17 protein-coding genes are annotated in these 19,513 nt (G+C 51.9%); 8 read left to right on the top strand and 9 right to left on the bottom strand.

From position 1 onward, the window contains the following. Window positions 1-6: 6 nt before the first annotated feature. Entirely contained in the window at window positions 7-603 is a 597-nt protein-coding gene (locus K0A93_10735) for an rRNA methyltransferase (GenBank protein ID MBW6512569.1), read from the top strand. On the opposite strand, the gene hslO is transcribed toward K0A93_10735, so the two are convergent. Beyond that, on the bottom strand, window positions 600-1,472 hold the full coding sequence (gene hslO, locus K0A93_10730) for an Hsp33 family molecular chaperone HslO (GenBank protein MBW6512568.1): 873 nt from the start codon (window positions 1,470-1,472) through the stop codon (window positions 600-602). The genes K0A93_10735 and hslO overlap by 4 nt on opposite strands. A gap of 512 nt (window positions 1,473-1,984) precedes the next feature. Here hslO and K0A93_10725 point away from each other — a divergent pair. Continuing rightward, the gene (locus K0A93_10725; GenBank protein ID MBW6512567.1) at window positions 1,985-2,410 is read left to right on the top strand and encodes a MucR family transcriptional regulator; all 426 of its coding nucleotides are present in this window, start codon (window positions 1,985-1,987) and stop codon (window positions 2,408-2,410) included. A gap of 6 nt (window positions 2,411-2,416) precedes the next feature. Here the strand turns inward: K0A93_10725 and K0A93_10720 are convergent, their stop codons facing one another. The 8 genes from K0A93_10720 to K0A93_10685 form a co-directional block, all read right to left on the bottom strand. Next, window positions 2,417-2,803, bottom strand: coding sequence for a DUF2914 domain-containing protein (locus tag K0A93_10720; protein MBW6512566.1), 387 nt, complete (start codon window positions 2,801-2,803; stop codon window positions 2,417-2,419). Window positions 2,804-2,904: 101 nt separating this feature from the next. Next, window positions 2,905-4,092, bottom strand: a complete 1,188-nt coding sequence (locus tag K0A93_10715) for a phosphopentomutase (GenBank protein MBW6512565.1) — start codon at window positions 4,090-4,092, stop codon at window positions 2,905-2,907. A gap of 78 nt (window positions 4,093-4,170) precedes the next feature. Beyond that, on the bottom strand, window positions 4,171-5,352 hold the full coding sequence (gene argJ / locus K0A93_10710; GenBank protein ID MBW6512564.1) for a bifunctional glutamate N-acetyltransferase/amino-acid acetyltransferase ArgJ: 1,182 nt from the start codon (window positions 5,350-5,352) through the stop codon (window positions 4,171-4,173). A 54-nt stretch (window positions 5,353-5,406) separates the two neighbouring features. Next, window positions 5,407-8,100, bottom strand: coding sequence for a preprotein translocase subunit SecA (secA, locus tag K0A93_10705; protein MBW6512563.1), 2,694 nt, complete (start codon window positions 8,098-8,100; stop codon window positions 5,407-5,409). A 210-nt stretch (window positions 8,101-8,310) separates the two neighbouring features. After that, window positions 8,311-9,180 carry a M23 family metallopeptidase gene (locus K0A93_10700; GenBank protein MBW6512562.1) on the bottom strand — a complete coding sequence of 290 codons (870 nt, stop codon included), beginning with the start codon at window positions 9,178-9,180 and terminating at the stop codon, window positions 8,311-8,313. A 135-nt stretch (window positions 9,181-9,315) separates the two neighbouring features. Then, complete coding sequence (locus K0A93_10695; protein MBW6512561.1) at window positions 9,316-9,768, bottom strand: N-acetyltransferase; 453 nt, start codon at window positions 9,766-9,768, stop codon at window positions 9,316-9,318. A gap of 1 nt (window position 9,769) precedes the next feature. Next, window positions 9,770-11,455, bottom strand: a complete 1,686-nt coding sequence (gene recN, locus K0A93_10690) for a DNA repair protein RecN (protein ID MBW6512560.1) — start codon at window positions 11,453-11,455, stop codon at window positions 9,770-9,772. 39 nt (window positions 11,456-11,494) lie between these two features. Continuing rightward, window positions 11,495-12,349 (bottom strand): NAD(+)/NADH kinase, encoded by an 855-nt coding sequence (locus K0A93_10685; protein ID MBW6512559.1) that lies wholly within the window; start codon window positions 12,347-12,349, stop codon window positions 11,495-11,497. Window positions 12,350-12,476: 127 nt separating this feature from the next. On the opposite strand from K0A93_10685, the gene K0A93_10680 reads away from it, so the two are divergent. The 6 genes from K0A93_10680 (at window position 12,477) to K0A93_10655 (ending at window position 19,327) form a co-directional block, all read left to right on the top strand. After that, window positions 12,477-13,802, top strand: a complete 1,326-nt coding sequence (locus tag K0A93_10680; protein MBW6512558.1) for a replication-associated recombination protein A — start codon at window positions 12,477-12,479, stop codon at window positions 13,800-13,802. 211 nt (window positions 13,803-14,013) lie between these two features. Further along, window positions 14,014-15,057, top strand: coding sequence for an integron integrase (locus K0A93_10675; protein ID MBW6512557.1), 1,044 nt, complete (start codon window positions 14,014-14,016; stop codon window positions 15,055-15,057). Window positions 15,058-15,238: 181 nt separating this feature from the next. Next, window positions 15,239-15,586, top strand: a complete 348-nt coding sequence (locus tag K0A93_10670; protein MBW6512556.1) for a DUF3024 domain-containing protein — start codon at window positions 15,239-15,241, stop codon at window positions 15,584-15,586. Between the two features lie 149 nt (window positions 15,587-15,735). Continuing rightward, window positions 15,736-17,688, top strand: coding sequence for a DNA cytosine methyltransferase (locus tag K0A93_10665; protein MBW6512555.1), 1,953 nt, complete (start codon window positions 15,736-15,738; stop codon window positions 17,686-17,688). Between the two features lies 1 nt (window position 17,689). Beyond that, complete coding sequence (locus K0A93_10660) at window positions 17,690-19,021, top strand: restriction endonuclease, SacI family (GenBank protein ID MBW6512554.1); 1,332 nt, start codon at window positions 17,690-17,692, stop codon at window positions 19,019-19,021. Between the two features lie 99 nt (window positions 19,022-19,120). Continuing rightward, entirely contained in the window at window positions 19,121-19,327 is a 207-nt protein-coding gene (locus K0A93_10655; protein MBW6512553.1) for a hypothetical protein, read from the top strand. Window positions 19,328-19,513 lie beyond the last annotated feature (186 nt).

The raw sequence follows: 19,513 nt of genomic DNA, 5'->3' as shown, positions 1-19,513 counted from the left end.
TGCTGCGTGAAAACTCAACTTACCCACATGGTGTCCTGGGCACACCGACTCCTTGCCGAAGTTCTGCAACCGGGCGATCTGGCGGTTGATCTGACCTCCGGAAACGGACACGACACACTTTTTCTTTGGCGGCAGGTTGGTGTAACGGGGACGGTTTTATCGTTTGATCTTCAGCCCCGGGCGCTGACTGCCAGTGCACAGCGGCTCCGGGCGGAGGGGGCGGTGGTCGCTTGCGGGGAGGGGGGTGATGCAGCCACAGCGGGGGTTCGTTTTATTCTCGCCGACCATGCACAGGTCAATGATTACCTCATTGCGGCGCCGCAAGCGGCCATTGCCAACCTCGGATTTTTACCCGGTGGCGATCAAACGCTGGTGACCCGCCCGCAATCGACGCTGGCGGCACTCCGGGCTTTATGCGCGCGGCTGGTTGGCGGCGGGCGCATTGCCGTTGTGGCGTATATCGGTCATCCGGGCGGACGTGAAGAGGGGGAACTTGTGGAGAGATTCTGCGCCGAACTGCCCCCGGAGCAGTGGCGGACGATCAAACTGACGACCCTGAATCGTCGCGATGCCCCGTGGTTGATGGTGCTTGAAAAGCATTAGCTCAGCTCAATCAATTGCGTTATGTCTTTCCGGTTGAATCGATATGCCTTCCGGCAGTATTCGCAGGTGACTGTTACGCTCCCCCCGTCCTGTGTTAATTCAGTCAGTTCTTCGCTCGACAGCGAGCCGAGCAAGTTCAGGGTGTATCCCCGGCTACAGTTGCAACGCAGGTTGAGAGGGGTTTCACCGTGGAGGGTGTGGGGAAGAAAATTGAACAGCTCACCGAGAATTACATCTGGTGTTTTTCCGCTTCGCAATTGTTCGGTGAAAGGTGGAACCACCGCAAGGCGTTGCTCCAGCTGGACGAGGTGCCCTTCCGGGCAGCCGGGCAGCACCTGAATCAGTAGCCCGCCGGCAGCGACGACCGCGCCATTACCCGCCAGTTGTGCTCCGAGCACGACAGAGGAAGGGGTCTGTTCCGAGGTGGCAAAGTAGTAGGCGAGGTCCTGGGCAATTTCACTGGTCATCAGTTGCACCATCCCCCGATACGGTTCCTTCATGCCGAGATCTTTAATAACATGCAGGAATCCGGCATTTCCGATTGCGCCTGCAACATCAAACCGTTCGTTTTTAGGAGGAAGTCCCGGTGTCGGGTTCTTTACCGTTGCCCGCAGATTTCCAGTGGCGTCAGTTTCGGCGTGAAGCTTTCCGATTGGGCCGTTCGCTTCGATCAACAGACCCAGTCGTTGCCGCCCTTTGAGCAGGCTGCTGCACAGGGCGGCGGCGGTTGCCAGTTGACTGATGGCAACTGTCGCGGTGGGATCGGTGCGGTGTCCGAGGCGCAACTTTTCGCACAGATCGGTGGTTTGTGCTGCGGCGGCACGCAGATAACCATCGTTGGTCAGCAGGCGGAGCAGGTGGTCACTCATCGGATTCTCCCGGTAAATTGAGCGTTGTCACGTTGTAGCGAGACCGACGCTGGCTGTCAAGAACAAAGCAAACCGGTCGTTTACGGGGTGATGTTATTGATTGCGAGGACTTTTATCGTGTTGGTTTCAGCACCCCAAGAAAAAAACTTTGTGCCTTTCGTCGTTAGGTTGAAAATCATGGGTTGAAAAGTCTGCGGTTTTTAAGTGGTGGGCCGCCCCTCTTCACCAAGGCTTCTGCGGACAGGCTTGATAAACCCTGAAAAGGCGGATTTATGGACATCAGCTTGATCTTTGTCATGCTGTGTTGGTTTTGCTTTGCTGCTGACCAGCGCAGATCATTTAAATCAGCGTTCTGCAGCGTTCTGATAATTTTTAACAGGGAGTAACATGCTGAATAGTGATCTGTTTTTTAAAAATTCATTGATTTTGTTGTGTTATGTAGTATTAGATGTTTGTGGATTTTTATTAAAAACGGATTGTTTAATAAAATCGGGGAACATGGGAGGTTAAAAATGGCAACAATATTGGAAATGGCGGCGGAAATCGTCGCAGCACATGCTTCAACTACGCATATGTCCAAGGAAGAGCTTTTGTCCGCGCTGAAAGATGTTCATCAGGCACTTGCGGCCCTTGATAAAGGCGAGGATGTCACAGTTGTTGCGGAAGAGGATGATAAGCCGCTTGTTTCGCGCAAGAAGGCATTCGGTAAAGATGTGATTTACTGCATGATCTGTGGCAAGGGGATGAAGACTCTGGCGCGCCATCTGCGCACTGCACATGGAATGAAAAAGGGGGAATATCGCAAAAAGTTTGATATCCCTCCTGCCCAGTCGCTGGCCGCGAGCAACTATTCGGAAAGCCGTCGGCTGATGGCGATCGATCGTGGTTTGCCCGAAAAACTGGCCGTTGCCCGTGCGGCACGGGGGAAGAAAAAATAACCGAATTCAATTAAGGGTGAAGCTGATGGTCTTCAGCAACTCTCCCTGTGCATCGTGGATCTCCACCTGCCAGTCACCGACCGCCTCCGGGGTAATACTTTTTGAGGACCAGGTACGCCAGTAACTGGAGCGCACGGGGAGTTCACTGCGGCTCACTTCGACACCGTTGTGTTTCCACGTATGTGAGATGAAGGTTTCCTCTTCCGCTCCTTCAATTCTGGTGAAACAGTAGAGCGTGTCGATACTGGTGTTGAATACCTCAATGGCATCAATCGGGGCGCGTTCAGCGATCCCGCTGGTAATGACTCCGGAGGTCACTTGCAGTGTCTGGGCGGCGACCGGCAGCGCGCTGAGCAAAGAGATCAACAACCAGAGGGCTAAGTTTCTTTTCATAATCGACCTTTCCGTGGGGCCGCGGATGCAAGCGTCAGCGCCCAGTCTATCATCCTTGTTACCCCTAAAACTGATTTTCTGTCATGACGGAAATTCGGTTTTTATGTTCTTAATGCCGACAGGAACGAAGACCCCTCCGAATTGCCCGCCGCGAAAAAATCACTGATAGTCGCCGCCACATCGGTGAACGAATGACGAATTCCCAGCTCTATTCCTGTTTTTAAATGCTGTTGCCAAACGAGCAGCGGAACATTTTCACGGGTGTGATCCGTTCCGGAAAACGTCGGGTCGCAGCCGTGATCGGCGGTGATCAGGAGCAGATCCTGCGCGGACATTTGCGCCATCAAGGTGGGCAGTTGTTGATCAAATGCGCACAAAGCCCGGGCAAACCCGGCGCAATCGCGACGGTGACCGTAAAGCATGTCAAAATCAACCAGATTGGTAAAGATCAGCCCCCGGTCCATTTTTTTCAGCGCCGCGATGGTTTGGTCGATCCCCTCCTGATTATCCCTGGTGGTCGTACTCTGGCTGATTCCGCGTCCGGCAAAGATATCACTGACTTTACCGATGCCGTGGACCTGCAGACCGCTCTGTTGCAAGCGGTCGAGAATCGTTTCTTCGGGTGCGGGGAGTGAAAAATCATGACGCCGCGAGGTGCGGCGAAAGTTGCGGGCATTGGTGCCAACAAAGGGGCGGGCAATGACCCGCGGAACCCGATAGGGGCTCAGTATTTCCAGGGTTAATTGACAGATAGCGTACAGTTTTTCAACCGGGATGATCTGCTCATGCGCAGCAATCTGCAAGACTGAGTCAGTGCTGGTATAGATGATCGGGCGACCGCTGTGGAGATGTTCTTCCCCCAGATCTTTCAATATTTCGGTGCCGCTGGCAGCGATGTTGCCCAGCGGATCAAGGCCGGTTGCGTTGCAAAACGCGGTGATAATTTCGTCGGGAAAGCCTGTGGGAAAGGTGGCGAACGGTTCGCGCAGGACGACCCCGGCCATCTCCCAGTGGCCAGCCGTGGTGTCCTTGCCGCACGAAACTTCGATCATGCGGCCAAACGCGCCCGTCGGTTTTGATACTGCGGCAATGCCGGGGAGCGGGAGGATATTGCCGAGTCCCAGCTGTTGCAGGTTCGGCAGGTGCAGTGGCCCGGCCTGCTCGGCGACGTGGAGCAGAGTATTGGCTCCCGCATTCCCAAACGCTTCAGCATCGGGCGCCGAACCGATACCGACACCATCGAGGACAATCAGTATGACCCGCTGTTTCACGTTTGCCGGTCCAGCCATGCGGACATTGCTGGCGCAATGCAGAGCGCTGCGCAGCCGCCGGTGAGGTCGATCACTCCCGAACCCTTGCTGCTCTTGTCAGGTGCGGTAATCGGCATTGATTTTGATGTAATCGAAGGTCAGATCAGAGGTGTAGTAAACCGCTTGGCCGACCCCGAGCGACAGCTCAATATTGACATCGAATTCCGCTGTTTGCAGGACAGCGGTGGCCTCTGCCTCCAGCTCCGCACCGGTTGAAATGCCGTGTCGAACGACCGGGACAGCGTTGAAAAAAATAGTGATCTGATCAGGATCAAGCTGTGCACCAGAATAACCGGCGGCGGCAATGATCCGTCCCCAGTTGGCATCTTGTCCGAAAAATGCGGTCTTGACCAGACTGGATGTTGCGACACTTTTGGCAACCAGCCGTGCGTCTTCTGCCGAGGCCGCGCCGGTGACGTTGATGCGAACCAGCTTGGTCGCCCCCTCGCCATCGCGAACGATCATTTTTGCCAGTTCAAGGAGCAGGTCTTCCAGAAGCTCGCCAAACTGCTGCGCCGCGGGTGTGTCGAGGGCAAAGAGATCGTTGCCGGCCTGACCGTTGGCCAGAGCAATCACCATGTCGTTGGTCGATGTGTCCCCGTCAACGCTGATGCAGTTAAAGGTTCGGTCGACGGCAGCGCGCAGCAAGTGTTGCAGCGTTGTTGCTTCGATGGCGATATCGGTCATGACAAATCCGAGCATCGTCGCCATGTCGGGATGAATCATGCCGGCACCCTTGGCGAGGGCAACCAGCCGGTACGGGTGTGTGCCGATTCGTCCGTGGCGGATGGCGGTTTTGGCAAAGGAGTCTGTGGTCATCATCGCTTCGGCGGTTTGCTGTGCACCATCGGCTGCGAGTATTTCCGGAAGCTGCGCGATTTTCTGCTCAAAGCACTGAATCGGCAACGGGACACCGATCACTCCTGTTGAGGAGACGGCGACCAGCTCTTCATCAATTCCAAGCGCGGCAGCTGTCAAGGCACCACAGCGTCGGGCATCTGTCACCCCCTGCTCACCGGTACAGGCATTGGCGTTGCCGCTATTGATGAGGATGGCCTGACAGCGACCGCCAGCAATGCGCGGACGACTCACCACCAGCGGGGCGGCAACCACCTTGTTGGTGGTAAAAACGCCGGCACAGACGGCCGGGGTCGCGGAATAGATCAGCGCCAGATCGAGTTTCCCCGATTTTCTGATCCCGGCGGCGCAGCTGGCAAAGCTGAATCCGGGTACCTGCAGGACGTTATGGTTCATCATCTGCCTCGTTGATATTCAGATCGACAATCGGGCACATTACTTCGCGCCGCAACACTTTTTATATTTTTTTCCGCTGCCGCACGGACAGGGGTCATTACGGCCAATCTTGTCTTCCTCGCGGGTGGTCGGCTGACGTGGTTTGTCGGCGCCGCCGCTCAGGCGCCCCAACCGAAGTCGTTCCTGCCGTTCTTCCTCTTCCATGCGCCGCAGCTCATCGTCGTGGACCAGCTGGATGCGGAAAATTTTCTGGATGACGTCCTGGCGGATACGTCCCATCATTTCCATGAAATGGTTATACGCTTCGCGTTTGTATTCTTCCTTGGGGTTCTTCTGCGCGTAACTGCGCAGACCGATCCCTTCCTTGAGGTGGTCGATGGCGAGCAAATGCCCCTTCCATTGCGTATCGATCCCCTGTAACAACAGCACGCGCATCAAGTGCTCCATGACGGGGGGGGTAAACTCGGCCTCACGGGCGCGAAGCCGGTCTTCGACAGCTGCGCGCAACGCCTCTTCAAGCTCGTTCTGGGTCAGCTCTGGATGCACTTCAGGGGGGTGTGGATGAAAATAAAACTGATTGAAAAAGTCGTCATGCAACGCCGACCAGTTCCATTCCGCTGCCGGGGTTTTGGGCGGGCAAAAGCTGGCCACCATATCAGCGACCATCTCGTCAAGGATCGTCGCATAGGTCGCGGCAATATTTTCACCGGCCAGAACCTCGCGGCGTTGCTGGTAGATCACTTCGCGCTGGCGGTTCATGACATCGTCGTATTCAATCAGGTGTTTCCGGATATCGAAATTGTGCGCTTCGACTTTCTTTTGCGCATTTTCGATGGCGCGTGAAATGATCCCGTGCTCAATCGGCTCGTCATCAGGCACCTTCAGTTTGTCCATCATGAAGGCCACCCGTTCAGAACCGAAGATCCGCAACAGGTCGTCGTCAAGACTGAGATAGAAACGACTTTCTCCCGGATCGCCCTGACGCCCGGAACGACCGCGCAGCTGATTGTCAATGCGTCGACTTTCATGGCGTTCAGTGCCGAGGATATAGAGTCCTCCTGCGGCCAGAACCTCTTCTTTCTCGGCGGCACAGTCCGGGATAAATTTCTTCAGGGTGGTGGCGTAGGCGGTCTCAAAATCATCGGCGTTAAGAACTTCCTGCTTTGCCAGCATCTCCGGGTTGCCGCCGAGGACGATGTCTGTGCCCCGTCCGGCCATGTTGGTAGCGATGGTTACCGAACCTTTGCGCCCGGCCTGGGCAACGATGAATGCTTCGCGTTCATGTTGCTTGGCGTTGAGGACGTTGTGCGGGACGCCGCGTTTTTTCAGCAATTCCGACAGCCGTTCGGAATTGTCAATTGAAATTGTTCCGACCAGGACCGGTTGCCCGCTGGCATGGCGATTTTTGATGTCCTCGACAACTGCCTTGAATTTTTCTTTTTCGGACTTGAAAATCAGGTCGGGGCGGTCGATCCGCAACATCGGCTTGTTGGTCGGGATGACGACCACCTCAAGCCGATAAATTTCAGCAAATTCAGTTGCTTCAGTGTCAGCGGTACCGGTCATGCCGGAAAGTTTTTCGTACATGCGAAAATAATTCTGAAAGGTGATCGTCGCCAGGGTCTGGTTTTCGTTGGCTATTTTGACCCCTTCTTTTGCTTCGATCGCCTGGTGCAGACCGTCTCCCCAGCGTCTCCCCGGCATCAGTCGCCCGGTAAATTCATCGACAATCATGACTTCGTTGTCCTTGACGACGTAGTCAACATCACGTTTGTAGAGGGCGTGGGCACTCAGCGCCTGATTTGAGTGGTGCAGCAGTTCAATGTTGCGCGGGTCGAAAAGATTTTCGACATTCAGCAAATGTTCGACTTTGGCGATGCCGGCTTCAGTCAGGGTTGCACTGCGGCTTTTTTCATCAACGGTAAAATCGCCGGTATATTCCTTGATCGACTGGCCGATTTTGCCGTCACGATGTTCGATCAGTTCCCCTTTCTTAAGCATCGGGATGATACGATTGACCCGGTTGTAGAGATCGCTCAACATTTCACTGGGACCGGAAATGATCAACGGTGTGCGCGCCTCGTCGATGAGGATCGAGTCAACTTCATCGACAATGGCAAAATGATGTTCACGCTGCACATAATCATCAAGTGAAAATTTCATATTATCGCGCAGGTAGTCAAAGCCGAACTCATTGTTGGTGCCATAGGTAATATCCGCCTGGTAGGCAGCGGCGCGCGTCTGGTCAGAAATTCCGTGAATAATGCAGCCCACGGTGAGGCCGAGAAACTGGTGGACTTTGCCCATCCAGTCCGCATCGCGACTGGCGAGATAATCGTTAACCGTGACGACATGGACACCGCGCCCGGTCAGGGCGTTAAGGTAGCAGGGCAGGGTGGCAACCAGAGTTTTTCCTTCGCCGGTTTTCATCTCGGCGATTTTGCCTTCGTGCAGAACGATGCCCCCAACCAGCTGCATGTCAAAATGACGCAAGCCAAGGACGCGCCTGGCAGCCTCTCGAACAGTAGCGAACGCTTCGGGCAATAGCTGGCCAAGGGTCTCGCCTTGCGCAAAGCGTTCCTTGTACTCCGCCGTCTTTGCCGTCAGCTCCTGATCAGTAAGGGCCATGATTGTCGCTTCGAGTGTGTTGATCTGCTCAATAACACTACTCATGCGCTTTAACTCACGGTCGTTTCTGCTGCCGACGATTTTTTTGATCAGGTTACCAATCATTTTATTGCTCCGGATTTGCGGCGATTTCACGCATTATTTTATGGTGCTTGATGGAGAATATGCGGTTTTGGCACGTTGGTGATGATGCTGGCGGTCCGCCGCAAAAAAAACTGACAATCAGAGTGTGCCTTTTTAGCACAACGCAGGGTTTGTCTCAAGTGTTAAGCGGGGGATGGAAATGAAAAACCCCGGCACTGCCGGGGTTGTGGATCAGGTGAATTTTTTTGGATTGAGCGGCACGCCGTTGAGGCGAACTTCGTAGTGAACGTGTGACCCGGTGGACCGTCCGGTATTGCCGACAGCGGAAATGGTTTCACCGCGTTTGACCCGTTGCCCGACTTTGACAAAGATCTTGGAATTATGTCCGTAATAAGTCCGGTAACCATAGCCATGTTCGATCACGACCAGCTTGCCATAACCCGGATCGGTGACAACCCGGCTGACAATGCCGTCAGCGGTTGCCTGAACCGGGGTTCCGGTCCGTGCGGCAATGTCAAGTCCGTCGTGCATGCTGCGTTTTCCGGTGAAAGGGGAAAGACGCATTCCAAAACTTGATGTTGTCCACCCGAGGGTCGGCAGGCCTGACGGCTTGGCCGCCAGTAACGAACGTTGATCGTTGAGGATACCCTGGACTTCTTCCTGACTCTTGCGGCGCAGGTCGATGGCTTCGCGAATCCGGTCAATCTTCTGCTGGATTTCGGGGTACTCCGCTTCGGAGCCGCTCGCCAGAGGACCACCAACACCGGTGAGCCCGTCGATTTTCGGTTTGGTCAGATTCGCCAGAACACGGACCTTGGCATCATTCTGGGCGAGAACCAGTAACTCTTGCTGAACACTGTCGAGGCTGGCGGACAGATCACGAATCTGATTTTTCTGCGCAAGCGTTTCTGCTTGCAGGCGGTTGAATTCGTGCTGGTCAAAACTGGTCAATGCATAATCGGTCAAAAATCCACACACAACCAGAAAAAGAACCGCACAAAAGGCACCGATACCACGCAATACATTGATCTTGAGTGCAAAGCGTCGAACGCGGTGCGAGCCTTCAGGAATGACAAGAATGGTATATTTTTTTGCTGTCAAAAGTTTCCCCTTGTTAACCAAAAACCGCATTAAAAGATAGGGCGACCAGACCTAAATAGTTGAATTGAAGAGAAATGTCAAGTTTTTTGAAGCAGTTCTTTTTAACCCAGCCCACCATTTGCGGCACGCATAGCACTATAACAAGTCAAGACTCATGGCAATTTCGTCACATTCCGGGAACTTTGGACACTGCATACAATCGCCCCAGATCTTTTGTGGCAGCAGGGATTTCTCAATCTCGCTAAAACCGAGTCTGGTGAAAAAATCGCGCTGGTAGGTTAAAGCGAAAACCCGCACAATTCCGAGTTCCTGTGCTTCCTTGATGCAGGCCTCAACGAGCAAGCGGCCAATGCCGCGACCGCCGTGGGAGGAGGCAACCGCCAGAGAGCGAACCTCGGCCAGATCCGCCCAGCAAATGGCCAGACAGCAGGTAGCGACAACTTCGTCGTCCTCCTCATAAACATAAATATCACGAATCGACTTGTAGATGTCGGGGAGTGAACGTGACAGCATCAGCCCCTCTCGGGCATAGGTCAGCAGGAGCTGGTGGATTTTTTTTGCGTCGGCAATGCGGGCTTTGCGGATCATATCAATCTCCAGGCTCAGCAACGTTGGCGGATGAAAGCCGAATGATCTCCCGGGCATGCTCACGCGTCGTGGCTGAAATCTTGGCTCCGCCGAGCATCCGTGCCATTTCTTCGACGCGGTCATGTTCATCAAGCAGCGACAAGGTCGTGGTGGTGCGACCGTCTTCAACCTGCTTTTCGACGCGGTAATGATGGTCGGCAAATGCGGCGACCTGAGGCAGGTGCGTAATGCAGAGTGCCTGCCCGTGGCGAGCGACAGCGCGCAATTTTTCACCGACCGCCGTTGCTGCCTGGCCACCGATACCGGCGTCAACTTCATCGAAGATCAACGTGGCGCCCCGGTCACTGTCGGGCGCGACCCGGTTGAGCGCGAGCATGATTCGTGAAAGTTCGCCGCCCGAGGCAATTTTTATCAGTGGTTTGGGGTCTTCCCCCGGATTCGGTGCGAGCAGGAATTCGCCGCGTTCAGCGCCTGTCGCCCCCGGCTCAGCGAGCGCATGCAACTGGATGGAGAAGAGCGCTTTTGGCATGGCCAGCTCATGCAGCTCTGTTTCAACGGCCTGGCGTAATTGCTGCGCCGCAGCACGGCGCGCGGCGCTCAAAGTGGCGGCAGTTTTATCCAAGGCAATAGCCATCTCGTCTCGCTGGTGCAGTAATCTGTCGCGGCTGGCGTCGAGGTCGGAGAGCTCTTCAATTTCCGTTTCGATGTTTTTGCGATAGCTGAGAATCTCTTCCAGGGTTCCGGCATATTTGCGTTTCAGTGTTGTTAGCAACGTCAGACGTTCATCGACTTCACTTTGACGTTGCGGGTCAAAGGAGGCTTTTTCACTGTAGCGACGCAGTTCGAGAGACACATCCTCCAGGGTATAGAGAGCCGAACCGAGATTTTCGGCGATCGTGGTCAAGGCCGGATCGATGGTGCCAAGTTCACTGATTGATGTCGCAACCCGACCGAGCTCCTCACACAAGGCACCATTGCCGCCGTAGAGTTTTTCATAGCTGTCGTGCGTCGTCGCAGAAAGCTTTTCCGCATTGTGCAGCAACCGTCGTTCAGCACTCAGTTCGTTGTCTTCCCCCAGGTGCAGCGCGGCATCATCAATTTCCTGGCGCTGGAAGGAGAGCAGATCAAGTCGTTGACGTTGTTCGCGTTCCGCTGTGTTGAGCCGCTCAAGGTGGCTGCGGATCTCTTTGAGTTGCCGGAATTGCGCAGCGCATTCCGCGACCAGCGGGGCGGTCCCGGCGAAACTGTCGAGCAGTGCCAGATGCCGGTCGCTGCGCAATAGATTCTGGTGTTCATTCTGGCCATAGATAGTCAGCAGATCGACGGTAAACTCGCTCAATTGTGTCAATGTTGCCATTGAACCGTTGACGAAAACCCGATTTTTGCCGCTGCGGGAAATAACCCGTTTAATCAGCAGCTCTTCGCCGTCTTCGTATCCTGCCGCGCCCAGCAGCGAGCGGAGTTTGGTCTGCTCGGCGATCGTGAAGACCGCTTCAACGGTGGCTTCCTCTTCACCGTGACGGATAAAGTCGGGGCGCGCCCGGCCGCCGAAGAGCAAGCTGACCGCATCGATAATAATCGATTTGCCCGCACCGGTTTCTCCGGTCAGGACATTGAACCCCGATCCAAAGGTCACGTGCAGACGATCGATAATCGCAAAGTTTTTAATGATGAGGTCTAGTAACATCGCAGCAAAAAAATCAGTGTCCCTACCCGCTGGTCGGAACTACCGCTCCCCCCAACGCAGTTTGGTGCGTAAAATCTGAAAATAATCGCGGCTGGGACTTTTGATCAACACCGTTCGGCTCAGTGATTTACGGATTTCGACAACATCTCCGGCCAACAGGGGCATGCCGACTTGCCCGTCGGCGGTTAAGACGACATCCTCATCCTGAAACTTGAGCATGATGCGCACCACAGCATCGGCAGAAATGATGATCGGCCGGTTGGAGAGCATATGTGGGCAGATCGGGGTGATGATCAGATTGTGTGAACCGGGGTAGACAATTGGTCCGCCCGCCGCGAGATTGTAGGCGGTTGAACCGGTGGGGGTGGAGATGATCAACCCGTCGGCCTTGAACGTGGTCAGGTAGTCGTCATTGACCATTGCTTCCATATCGATGATCCGTGCCAGTGCACCTTTATTGATCACAATATCGTTCAGAACGTGAAAACGGCCAACGGTGCTGTCACCACGCGTGACGTAAACATCGAGCATCATCCGCGAGGAGGTTGTGAAGTTGCCACGCAGAACATCTTCCAGTACCGGGAAAAATTCCTTGCGGGTGATTTCAGTGAGGAATCCGAGATTACCGAGATTGACCCCGAGAATGGGTGTGCCGTGGTCGCGAACCTTACGTGACACCGAGATCAGGGTGCCGTCGCCGCCGAGGACGATGATCATATCGACCAGTGCTGGAATTTTTTTGGCATGGTACCCAGGGCAGATTCCGGTGGCCGCCGCCAGACTCTCCTCAACAAAAACCTCAACCTGGCGTTCCTGTAACCAGATGCTGGTCTCCTGAGCCAGTTTTGCAGCGTCAGGATGGTTTTTTTTGGCGTAGATGCCGATACGTTTCATGCTTTCTCCGTTTGTCTGCCAGTGTGGACAAATTATCACGCCGGTTTACGGAAGTGCAACCATATTAGGTCGATTGTTCGCATCATTGTTGTGTGCTAGAGTGCTCGGAATGCGGAGACAATTAATTATGGACCTGTTTGCAAACGCCATTGATCGCCGTGACGCCCCCCTGGCGGAACGGATGAGACCGACGACCCTTGACGAGGTGGTGGGGCAGCAACAGCTGCTCGGCGAAGGGAAATTGTTGCGCCGTCTGATCGAACTTGACAGCTTGAGTTCGGTCCTTTTTTGGGGGCCTCCCGGTACCGGCAAGACCACCTTGGCGCGGGTAATCGCGGCCTCGACAAAAAGTAATTTTGAGGCATTTTCAGCCGTCCTGCAAGGGGTCAAGGAGGTGCGCGAGATCGTCGCCAGGGCCAAAAAAGAACGCGCTTACCACGGTCGCAAGACGCTCTTTTTTGTGGATGAGATTCACCGCTTTAATAAATCCCAGCAGGATGCTTTTTTGCCCCATGTTGAAAGTGGCGATATCACCCTGATCGGTGCGACGACAGAGAACCCTTCGTTCGAAGTCAATTCAGCGCTCCTGTCGCGGTCGCGTGTCTTTGTGCTGGAACCGTTGACTGCCGAAGATATCAAGACCTTGTTGCAACGAGCGTTGATCGATCCGCGCGGCCTGGCGGAGCAGGGGGTAACGGTTGACGATAATGCGCTTGATTTTATCGCAACGCAGGCTGACGGTGATGCGCGGATCGCCCTGAACACCCTTGAAGTTGCCGCTGCATCGGCAAGCGGAAGTGTTATCGACCTGGCGCTGGCTCAGGAGGCATTACAGAAGAAGGCGTTGCTCTACGATAAAGGCGCCGACGAACACTATAATGTCATTTCGGCTTTTATCAAAAGTCTGCGCGGCTCTGATCCTGATGCGGCGCTCTACTGGCTGGCGCGGATGCTCGAAGCCGGAGAAGATCCCCTCTTTATCGTGCGGCGACTGGTGATCTTCGCCTCTGAGGATATTGGCAACGCGGATCCCCGTGCGTTGCAGCTGAGCGTGGCAACGCAACAGGCGGTTCACTTTGTCGGCCTGCCCGAGGCGCGGATTAATCTGGCGCAGGCGGTGACTTATCTGGCCAGCGCGCCGAAAAGTAACGCGGCCTATGTCGGTATCAGCGAAGCCCAGGCCGAGGTGCGGCGCAGCGGCGCACTGCCGGTACCGTTACATATTCGCAATGCTCCGACCACGCTGATGAAATCCCTCGATTACGGCAAAAATTATCAGTATGCGCACAATTATACCGACGGGGTTGCCCCGCAGGAACATCTGCCGGAGCAGCTGGTCGGCACGAAGTTTTATCGGCCGACCGAGCGCGGATACGAGAAGACGATTGCCGAGCGGTTGGCATGGATGGAAAGTCTGCGACGGTCGAGGGGCGCGAAGGAGGAAAAGAAATAACGGTTTTTTGTGTGGTGACATCGTCGCACCGTCCAGTGGCAGCAATTTCCTGGCTGGGTGCCGTCTGCGAACATTGAGGACGGCTCTATCGTCGGTGTTGAAAGGGGGCCAAATGGACAGCATTAAAGCTCAACAAATTTACTTGACGCTATCAATCGATTAAGTTTATTTTCATCTGCAACTTTTATCGTGCGGGCATGGGAGAAAGCCGATGAACGAGCAGCGGAGGGGATCGACCTCAGGGGCAAGCCAATCAGATAGTCACCCCACGGCAGCCACCGTCCCCCAACCAACCACCTCGCCGAAATTACTTGAACAATTACAGGATGCACTTCGAGTCCGTCATTACCGCCCGCGCACGATTCAGACGTATTGCGGATGGGTGAAACGGTACATATATTTTCATAATGTACGACATCCTCGAGAGATGGGCGAAGCTGAAATCAACGTTTTTTTGACGCATCTGGCCGTCCAGGACAAAGTCAGCGCCTCAACCCAGAATCAGGCCCTCAGTGCTCTGCTCTTCCTCTATCGACACGTCATCGGACGCGAGGTGGGTGCGTTGGGGGATGTCATCCGGGCGCGTAAACCGAAACGCCTGCCCGTTGTCCTGACGGTGAATGAAGTGAAAGTTGTTTTGGAACAGATCTCCGGTGATAAATGGTTGATGGTGGCATTGATGTACGGAGCCGGGTTGCGGCTGATGGAGTGTTTGCGTCTGCGGGTGCAGGTTGTCGATTTTGATCGGGGGGAAATTCTGGTGAGGGACGGCAAGGGGGGCAAGGACCGGCGAACCATGTTTCCAAAGTCGTTGGCGACTCCTCTGAAAGCCCACTTGGAAGAGGTTCGGGAAATTCACCGGAACGATCTTAATGACGGGTGGGGCAGGGTCCCCCTGCCGAATGCGCTTGATCGAAAATACCCCAATGCTCCGACGGAATGGCGGTGGCAGTGGGTTTTCCCTCAACAAGGGCGCTGGAAGAATACCAAAACCGGAGAGCAAGGGCGTCATCATGTGCATGAAACTCTGTTGCAGCGGGCGGTTAAAGTAGCCGTTGCTCGCACCCACATTGTCAAGAGAGTCGGCTGTCACACGTTTCGACATTGCTTCGCAACCCACTTGCTTGAGGCCGGTTACGATATCCGCACAATCCAGGAACTAATGGGTCATAAAGACGTTAGTACGACCATGATTTACACGCACGTTCTCAATAAAGGCGGACACGGAGTCAAGAGCCCGATAGATGCTCTTTAAGCAGGCATAGACAGTCTGTATATACCAGGATTGTTTTTGGTTAGGAATTTTTCAAGGCACCAATATTACGATGTTTTTTAGGTATTCTTTATAATAATAGTCAACTTTTTATACAGCTTCGGACTGTCTGCGTTTACAGTTTTATACAGACTGTCTATTTACTGTTATGTGCAGGAAAATTATGACAATCAGTGAATTTGAAATTAAGCGGTACGAAAAAATTATAGATCAATATATTGAAAAGCGCCGCCCACCTGCGAACGTTCGAAACGAGGTTGATATCGCCTTTCGACTCGAAAAGCAAAGTGTAATAATTTTCGAAATCAGAGATGCATGGAAACTACCAGGTGAAAAAATAGAATTACCAATCGCAAAAGCAACATACGTAAAAAAGACAAACTCTTGGAAAATCTACTGGCAACGTTCTGACTTGAATTGGCACAGGTACGAACCAACACCTGAAACAAAAACAATCGAAGAGTTTTTGGCGGTAGTAGAAGATGACGAGTTTTGCTGTTTCTGGGGCTAAAAAACGCACATAACCATAGGGTGAACACGGACTGTTGAATCAGCGGTACTTCCCGAATAGGTCTCTACCAAATTGTTCCGGAACGTCGCAGCCGGTTACCCTTACCGTTATGCATTGAAGAAAAAAACGATCTGGGACAAGATGAATACATGATACAACAAACACTATTTCCAGCAGAACATATTTCCAAGCCAAGCTGGTTTACGGATGCTCTCGAAGTATTGGGTATTGAAGAAACATCGGGATGGCCCGATGTTTTTGGAACCGCATTTATCAAAAAGCAGACAAACGGCAGTTTGGATGATATTCGTGTGTTAAGCCTTTTCAGTGGCGGCGGCGGGCTTGATATTGGTTTTCATGACGCGGGGTTTAAAATTGTTGAAGCCAATGAGCTTGTACAAGACTTTGCTGCAACATTATCTCGAAACAGTACCCCAACGGGCCGTCTGCATGGCTCGAAAATAGTTTGCATGGATATCAACGATTACGACCCTGATTTAGAAGATATAGACTTTATCATTGGTGGGCCACCATGCCAGACATTTTCTGCCGCTGGTGCCCGGGCAGCCGGAGTGAATGGGATTGATGACGACAGGGGAAATCTTTTTAAGCAATACGTACGAATCCTAACTAAATTAAAGCCAAAAGGCTTCCTCTTCGAAAATGTCTACAGAATTGTGGGTGCCCAAGGTGGAAAACCATGGAAGCTGATACAGGAGGCTTTTAGTGAAGCTGGGTATAAGCTCCATTGGAGGATTCTAGACGCAGCAGACTTCGGAGTTCCCCAATTTCGAGAAAGGCTCATCATTATAGGCCTAAGAGAAGGTGATTTTCAGTTCCCATGTCCAACCCACGGCCCAGATTCCAGAGACAACCGTTCTTATTATTCTGCAAAAAAAGCAATAGAGAATGTGATCTCAAAGTCGGAAGGAAACTCTATAGGTGGTAGGCATGGGCATTTATTGAATGACATACCGCCAGGCCTTAACTATAGCTTCTACACCGACCGAATGGGTCATCCTACCCCGCTATTTGGATGGAGATCGAAATTTTCCGACTACCTATACAAAGCCGATCCGGATACCCCAGTTCGAACAATAAAAGCCCAAGGCGGACAATACACAGGTCCGTTTCATTGGGATAACAGAACTTTTACAATTGAAGAGCTAAAGCGGCTACAAACCTTTCCTGATGATTATGAGGTTGTCGGTAACAGACAGAAAGTTATTCACCAGCTGGGGAACTCGGTTCCACCCCACCTAGCACGAATATTAGCCTTGAGCATCGCTCAGCAAGTTTTCAATCTGCCACTCCCGTTTAAGGTGGATCTGTTGCCTGAAACCAAACAACTTGGCTTCCGGGCAAGAAAAAGCATGCTCACGAAGATATACTCAAAAAAAGCAAAAGAGGCTATCGAAAAGCTGCCTAATAGAGAACTCATAGATAACAGTCCCGCCTCTTATAAAGCAGGCGATCATTACATCTTGAGAGATGATTTTGCTTTGGAGCAAGCTCATGGCAATGAATGGGACTATTACTTCGACCACGAGATCAAAGACGGCATAGTTGATATCTCTGTACGAGACTCAACGGCTGAAGCTTCCGAAGCCAAGTATCGCTACGTGATAGAGCCAACAAGCAAGTTGTCGCATAATCCGATGATTTCCCGCATTACAATATGCTCATTTTCGAGCAATCATCGCGCCGTGACCGCATCTTGGAAGTACTTAGAGTTACTTATAAAAAAATATTTTCATAAAGATGATCTCGTTCAGTTTTTCGGCTACTACCAGTACTCAAATAACTATTCTATACTGCTTAGCTTGGAAGATGCAAAACTTGCGAAAGACCCTTTCTGGAAGGTTCTGGTCAATATTACGCAAGGAAATATGGTAAGAAACATTCACTCTCTGCGGGAAATCTCCATGGCGTATGGCGTGGATGAAGACACCTTGCTTTGTGAACTGAAGAATATAAAACGTCTTGGCTATGAGATTCGAAGCCATAACACCAATCAGCAGATTAAAGCTGGCGAGTTGCTCGTTCCATATTCCTTTCCCAGCTTGAACGAGAGAAGCCTTCAGCGGTTAACGGAGCTATAGAATGAAATATGACAACAACGACAAAGAGCAGAAGCACTTGCGAGTGTTTGAGGATAGAAGCGAATATCACGCTGGAGACGGCGAACCAGAGACATTCCATGAAGGAGCTATATCAAATAATGCAAGGAAACGTATCAAAAGAGTTAAAGATGCTTTCGAGGACGGTTTTCTCGACAAGCTCATTGAAACTCTTCTAAACGGTGCTGAACAGCCCAATACTTCTTGCATAAGCAATGATGCTGAGACTTGCGTGAATGGGCTTGTTGATTCGCTGACGAGTGAGGTGGGACGAGCCTTAATAGGTCTTTCTGTAATGCAATTATGTGTTAAATCAATTGAACCTGATCAGAATATCAGGCTGCATAAAGGGAGCGTAAACCGTGCCTCATTTTCTTGGGTTGAAGGCATTTCCATGCGAACCCTAGACAAGAATTATGTAACACCGACACTGCGTAAACACGGATTACTCAGGCTGAATGCTGATGGGTTCATGATGACACGTAGTCTAGCCGAAAATTACCCATACACCCATCTTTACAAGGCGAACCTCAGAGGAGCTAGATCTGAATGGCTTGCACTCGTTGAGGAAGTTGAAGAGAAAAAATCATCAGCCATTGAAACACTGAAATACCTCCTATCTAGACTAATCAATGCCGCATCTGATTTTTCAAATGAAGCGAATATTCTCCTATTGTTAGCCAAAAAAGTCGTAGAAAAAGGTGTTGAACGTAGCATTGCTATGTCAATTCTTGCTCAACATTCAGAAAACTCCGACTACGCCGCCCGGTTACTGGAAATCAATATGCATGCACTCATGCAGGCAGCGGTTGAGTCTGGAGCCTTTGGAGACTTAGAAGTAAAACCTCTATCACAAATGCGGTCAGCTAATAAAAAGCATGGAAACATTGGAGACATAGAACTGCTTGAAAACGGTCAAATTGTGGAGTCGTGGGATGCAAAATATGGAAAAGGATATTTGAGAGAGGAAATTGAAGAGGTTGTCGAGAAACTTCAAAATCATGACTGCATTAAGACTGTAGGATTTGTCACGAGTGTTAAAATCGATAGAGCTGATGAAATTCAAAAAAGAATCGACGAAATAGATCAACTCTACTCAATAACTCTGAAAGTCCTAACCTATCAAGACTGGGTCAATTTGGTTTATGACAGAGTGCTGTCTTCTGATATGATTTCAGAAGCCGAGCTTAGCCAGAATTGGTTTACACTATATTGCTTTTATTTGGCTCAAAAGCGACGGGATGTAGCCCCAATTGATGAGCCATGCCTAGAGTGGGTAAAGAGCCTTCAGCAAATAACAAAAGAATTTGCATAACAATGCCATGCACACGGACGGCAATTCCGCTACGCTCCATTGCCGCCGGTGATGCCAGGCGTTAGAAGGACCCTCCGGGCGGGGAAAATAGGAATACGTATGGAATTTAAACTTAATGAATATCATCAAGGCGTAACTGATGATGAAATTCTAGATGATGTCAAAAAGGTAGCTCGTGAATATGGTGACCAATATCTTTCAATTAGTGCTTATAGAGTAAAAGGAAAATATAGTGAATCAACGATACGAAATCGGTTTGGTTCATGGAGTAATATGGTTCTGTTCCATTTTGTGTGGGTAGTCTGACAGCCGTTTACTGAAGTTCAACCACAATATATAGTGCCCTCAGAATCAACTTATCTGAGGGAGGTGTTCCGTGAATTCCGAATCGCTTTTTACTGTGGCTTTGGGCCTCATGCCACCGTGGCAGGTTCTTGATCTTCAATTTGACCTGGAAAAAGGACGCATCGATTTTCAGGTCGGGTTTACCTC

This window comes from Desulfuromonadaceae bacterium, from assembly GCA_019429445.1.
Classification (GTDB): Bacteria; Desulfobacterota; Desulfuromonadia; order Desulfuromonadales; family JAHYIW01; genus JAHYIW01.
The sequence above is the reverse complement of the archived record's forward strand: the minus strand, read 5'-3'. Positions and strand labels throughout refer to the sequence as shown.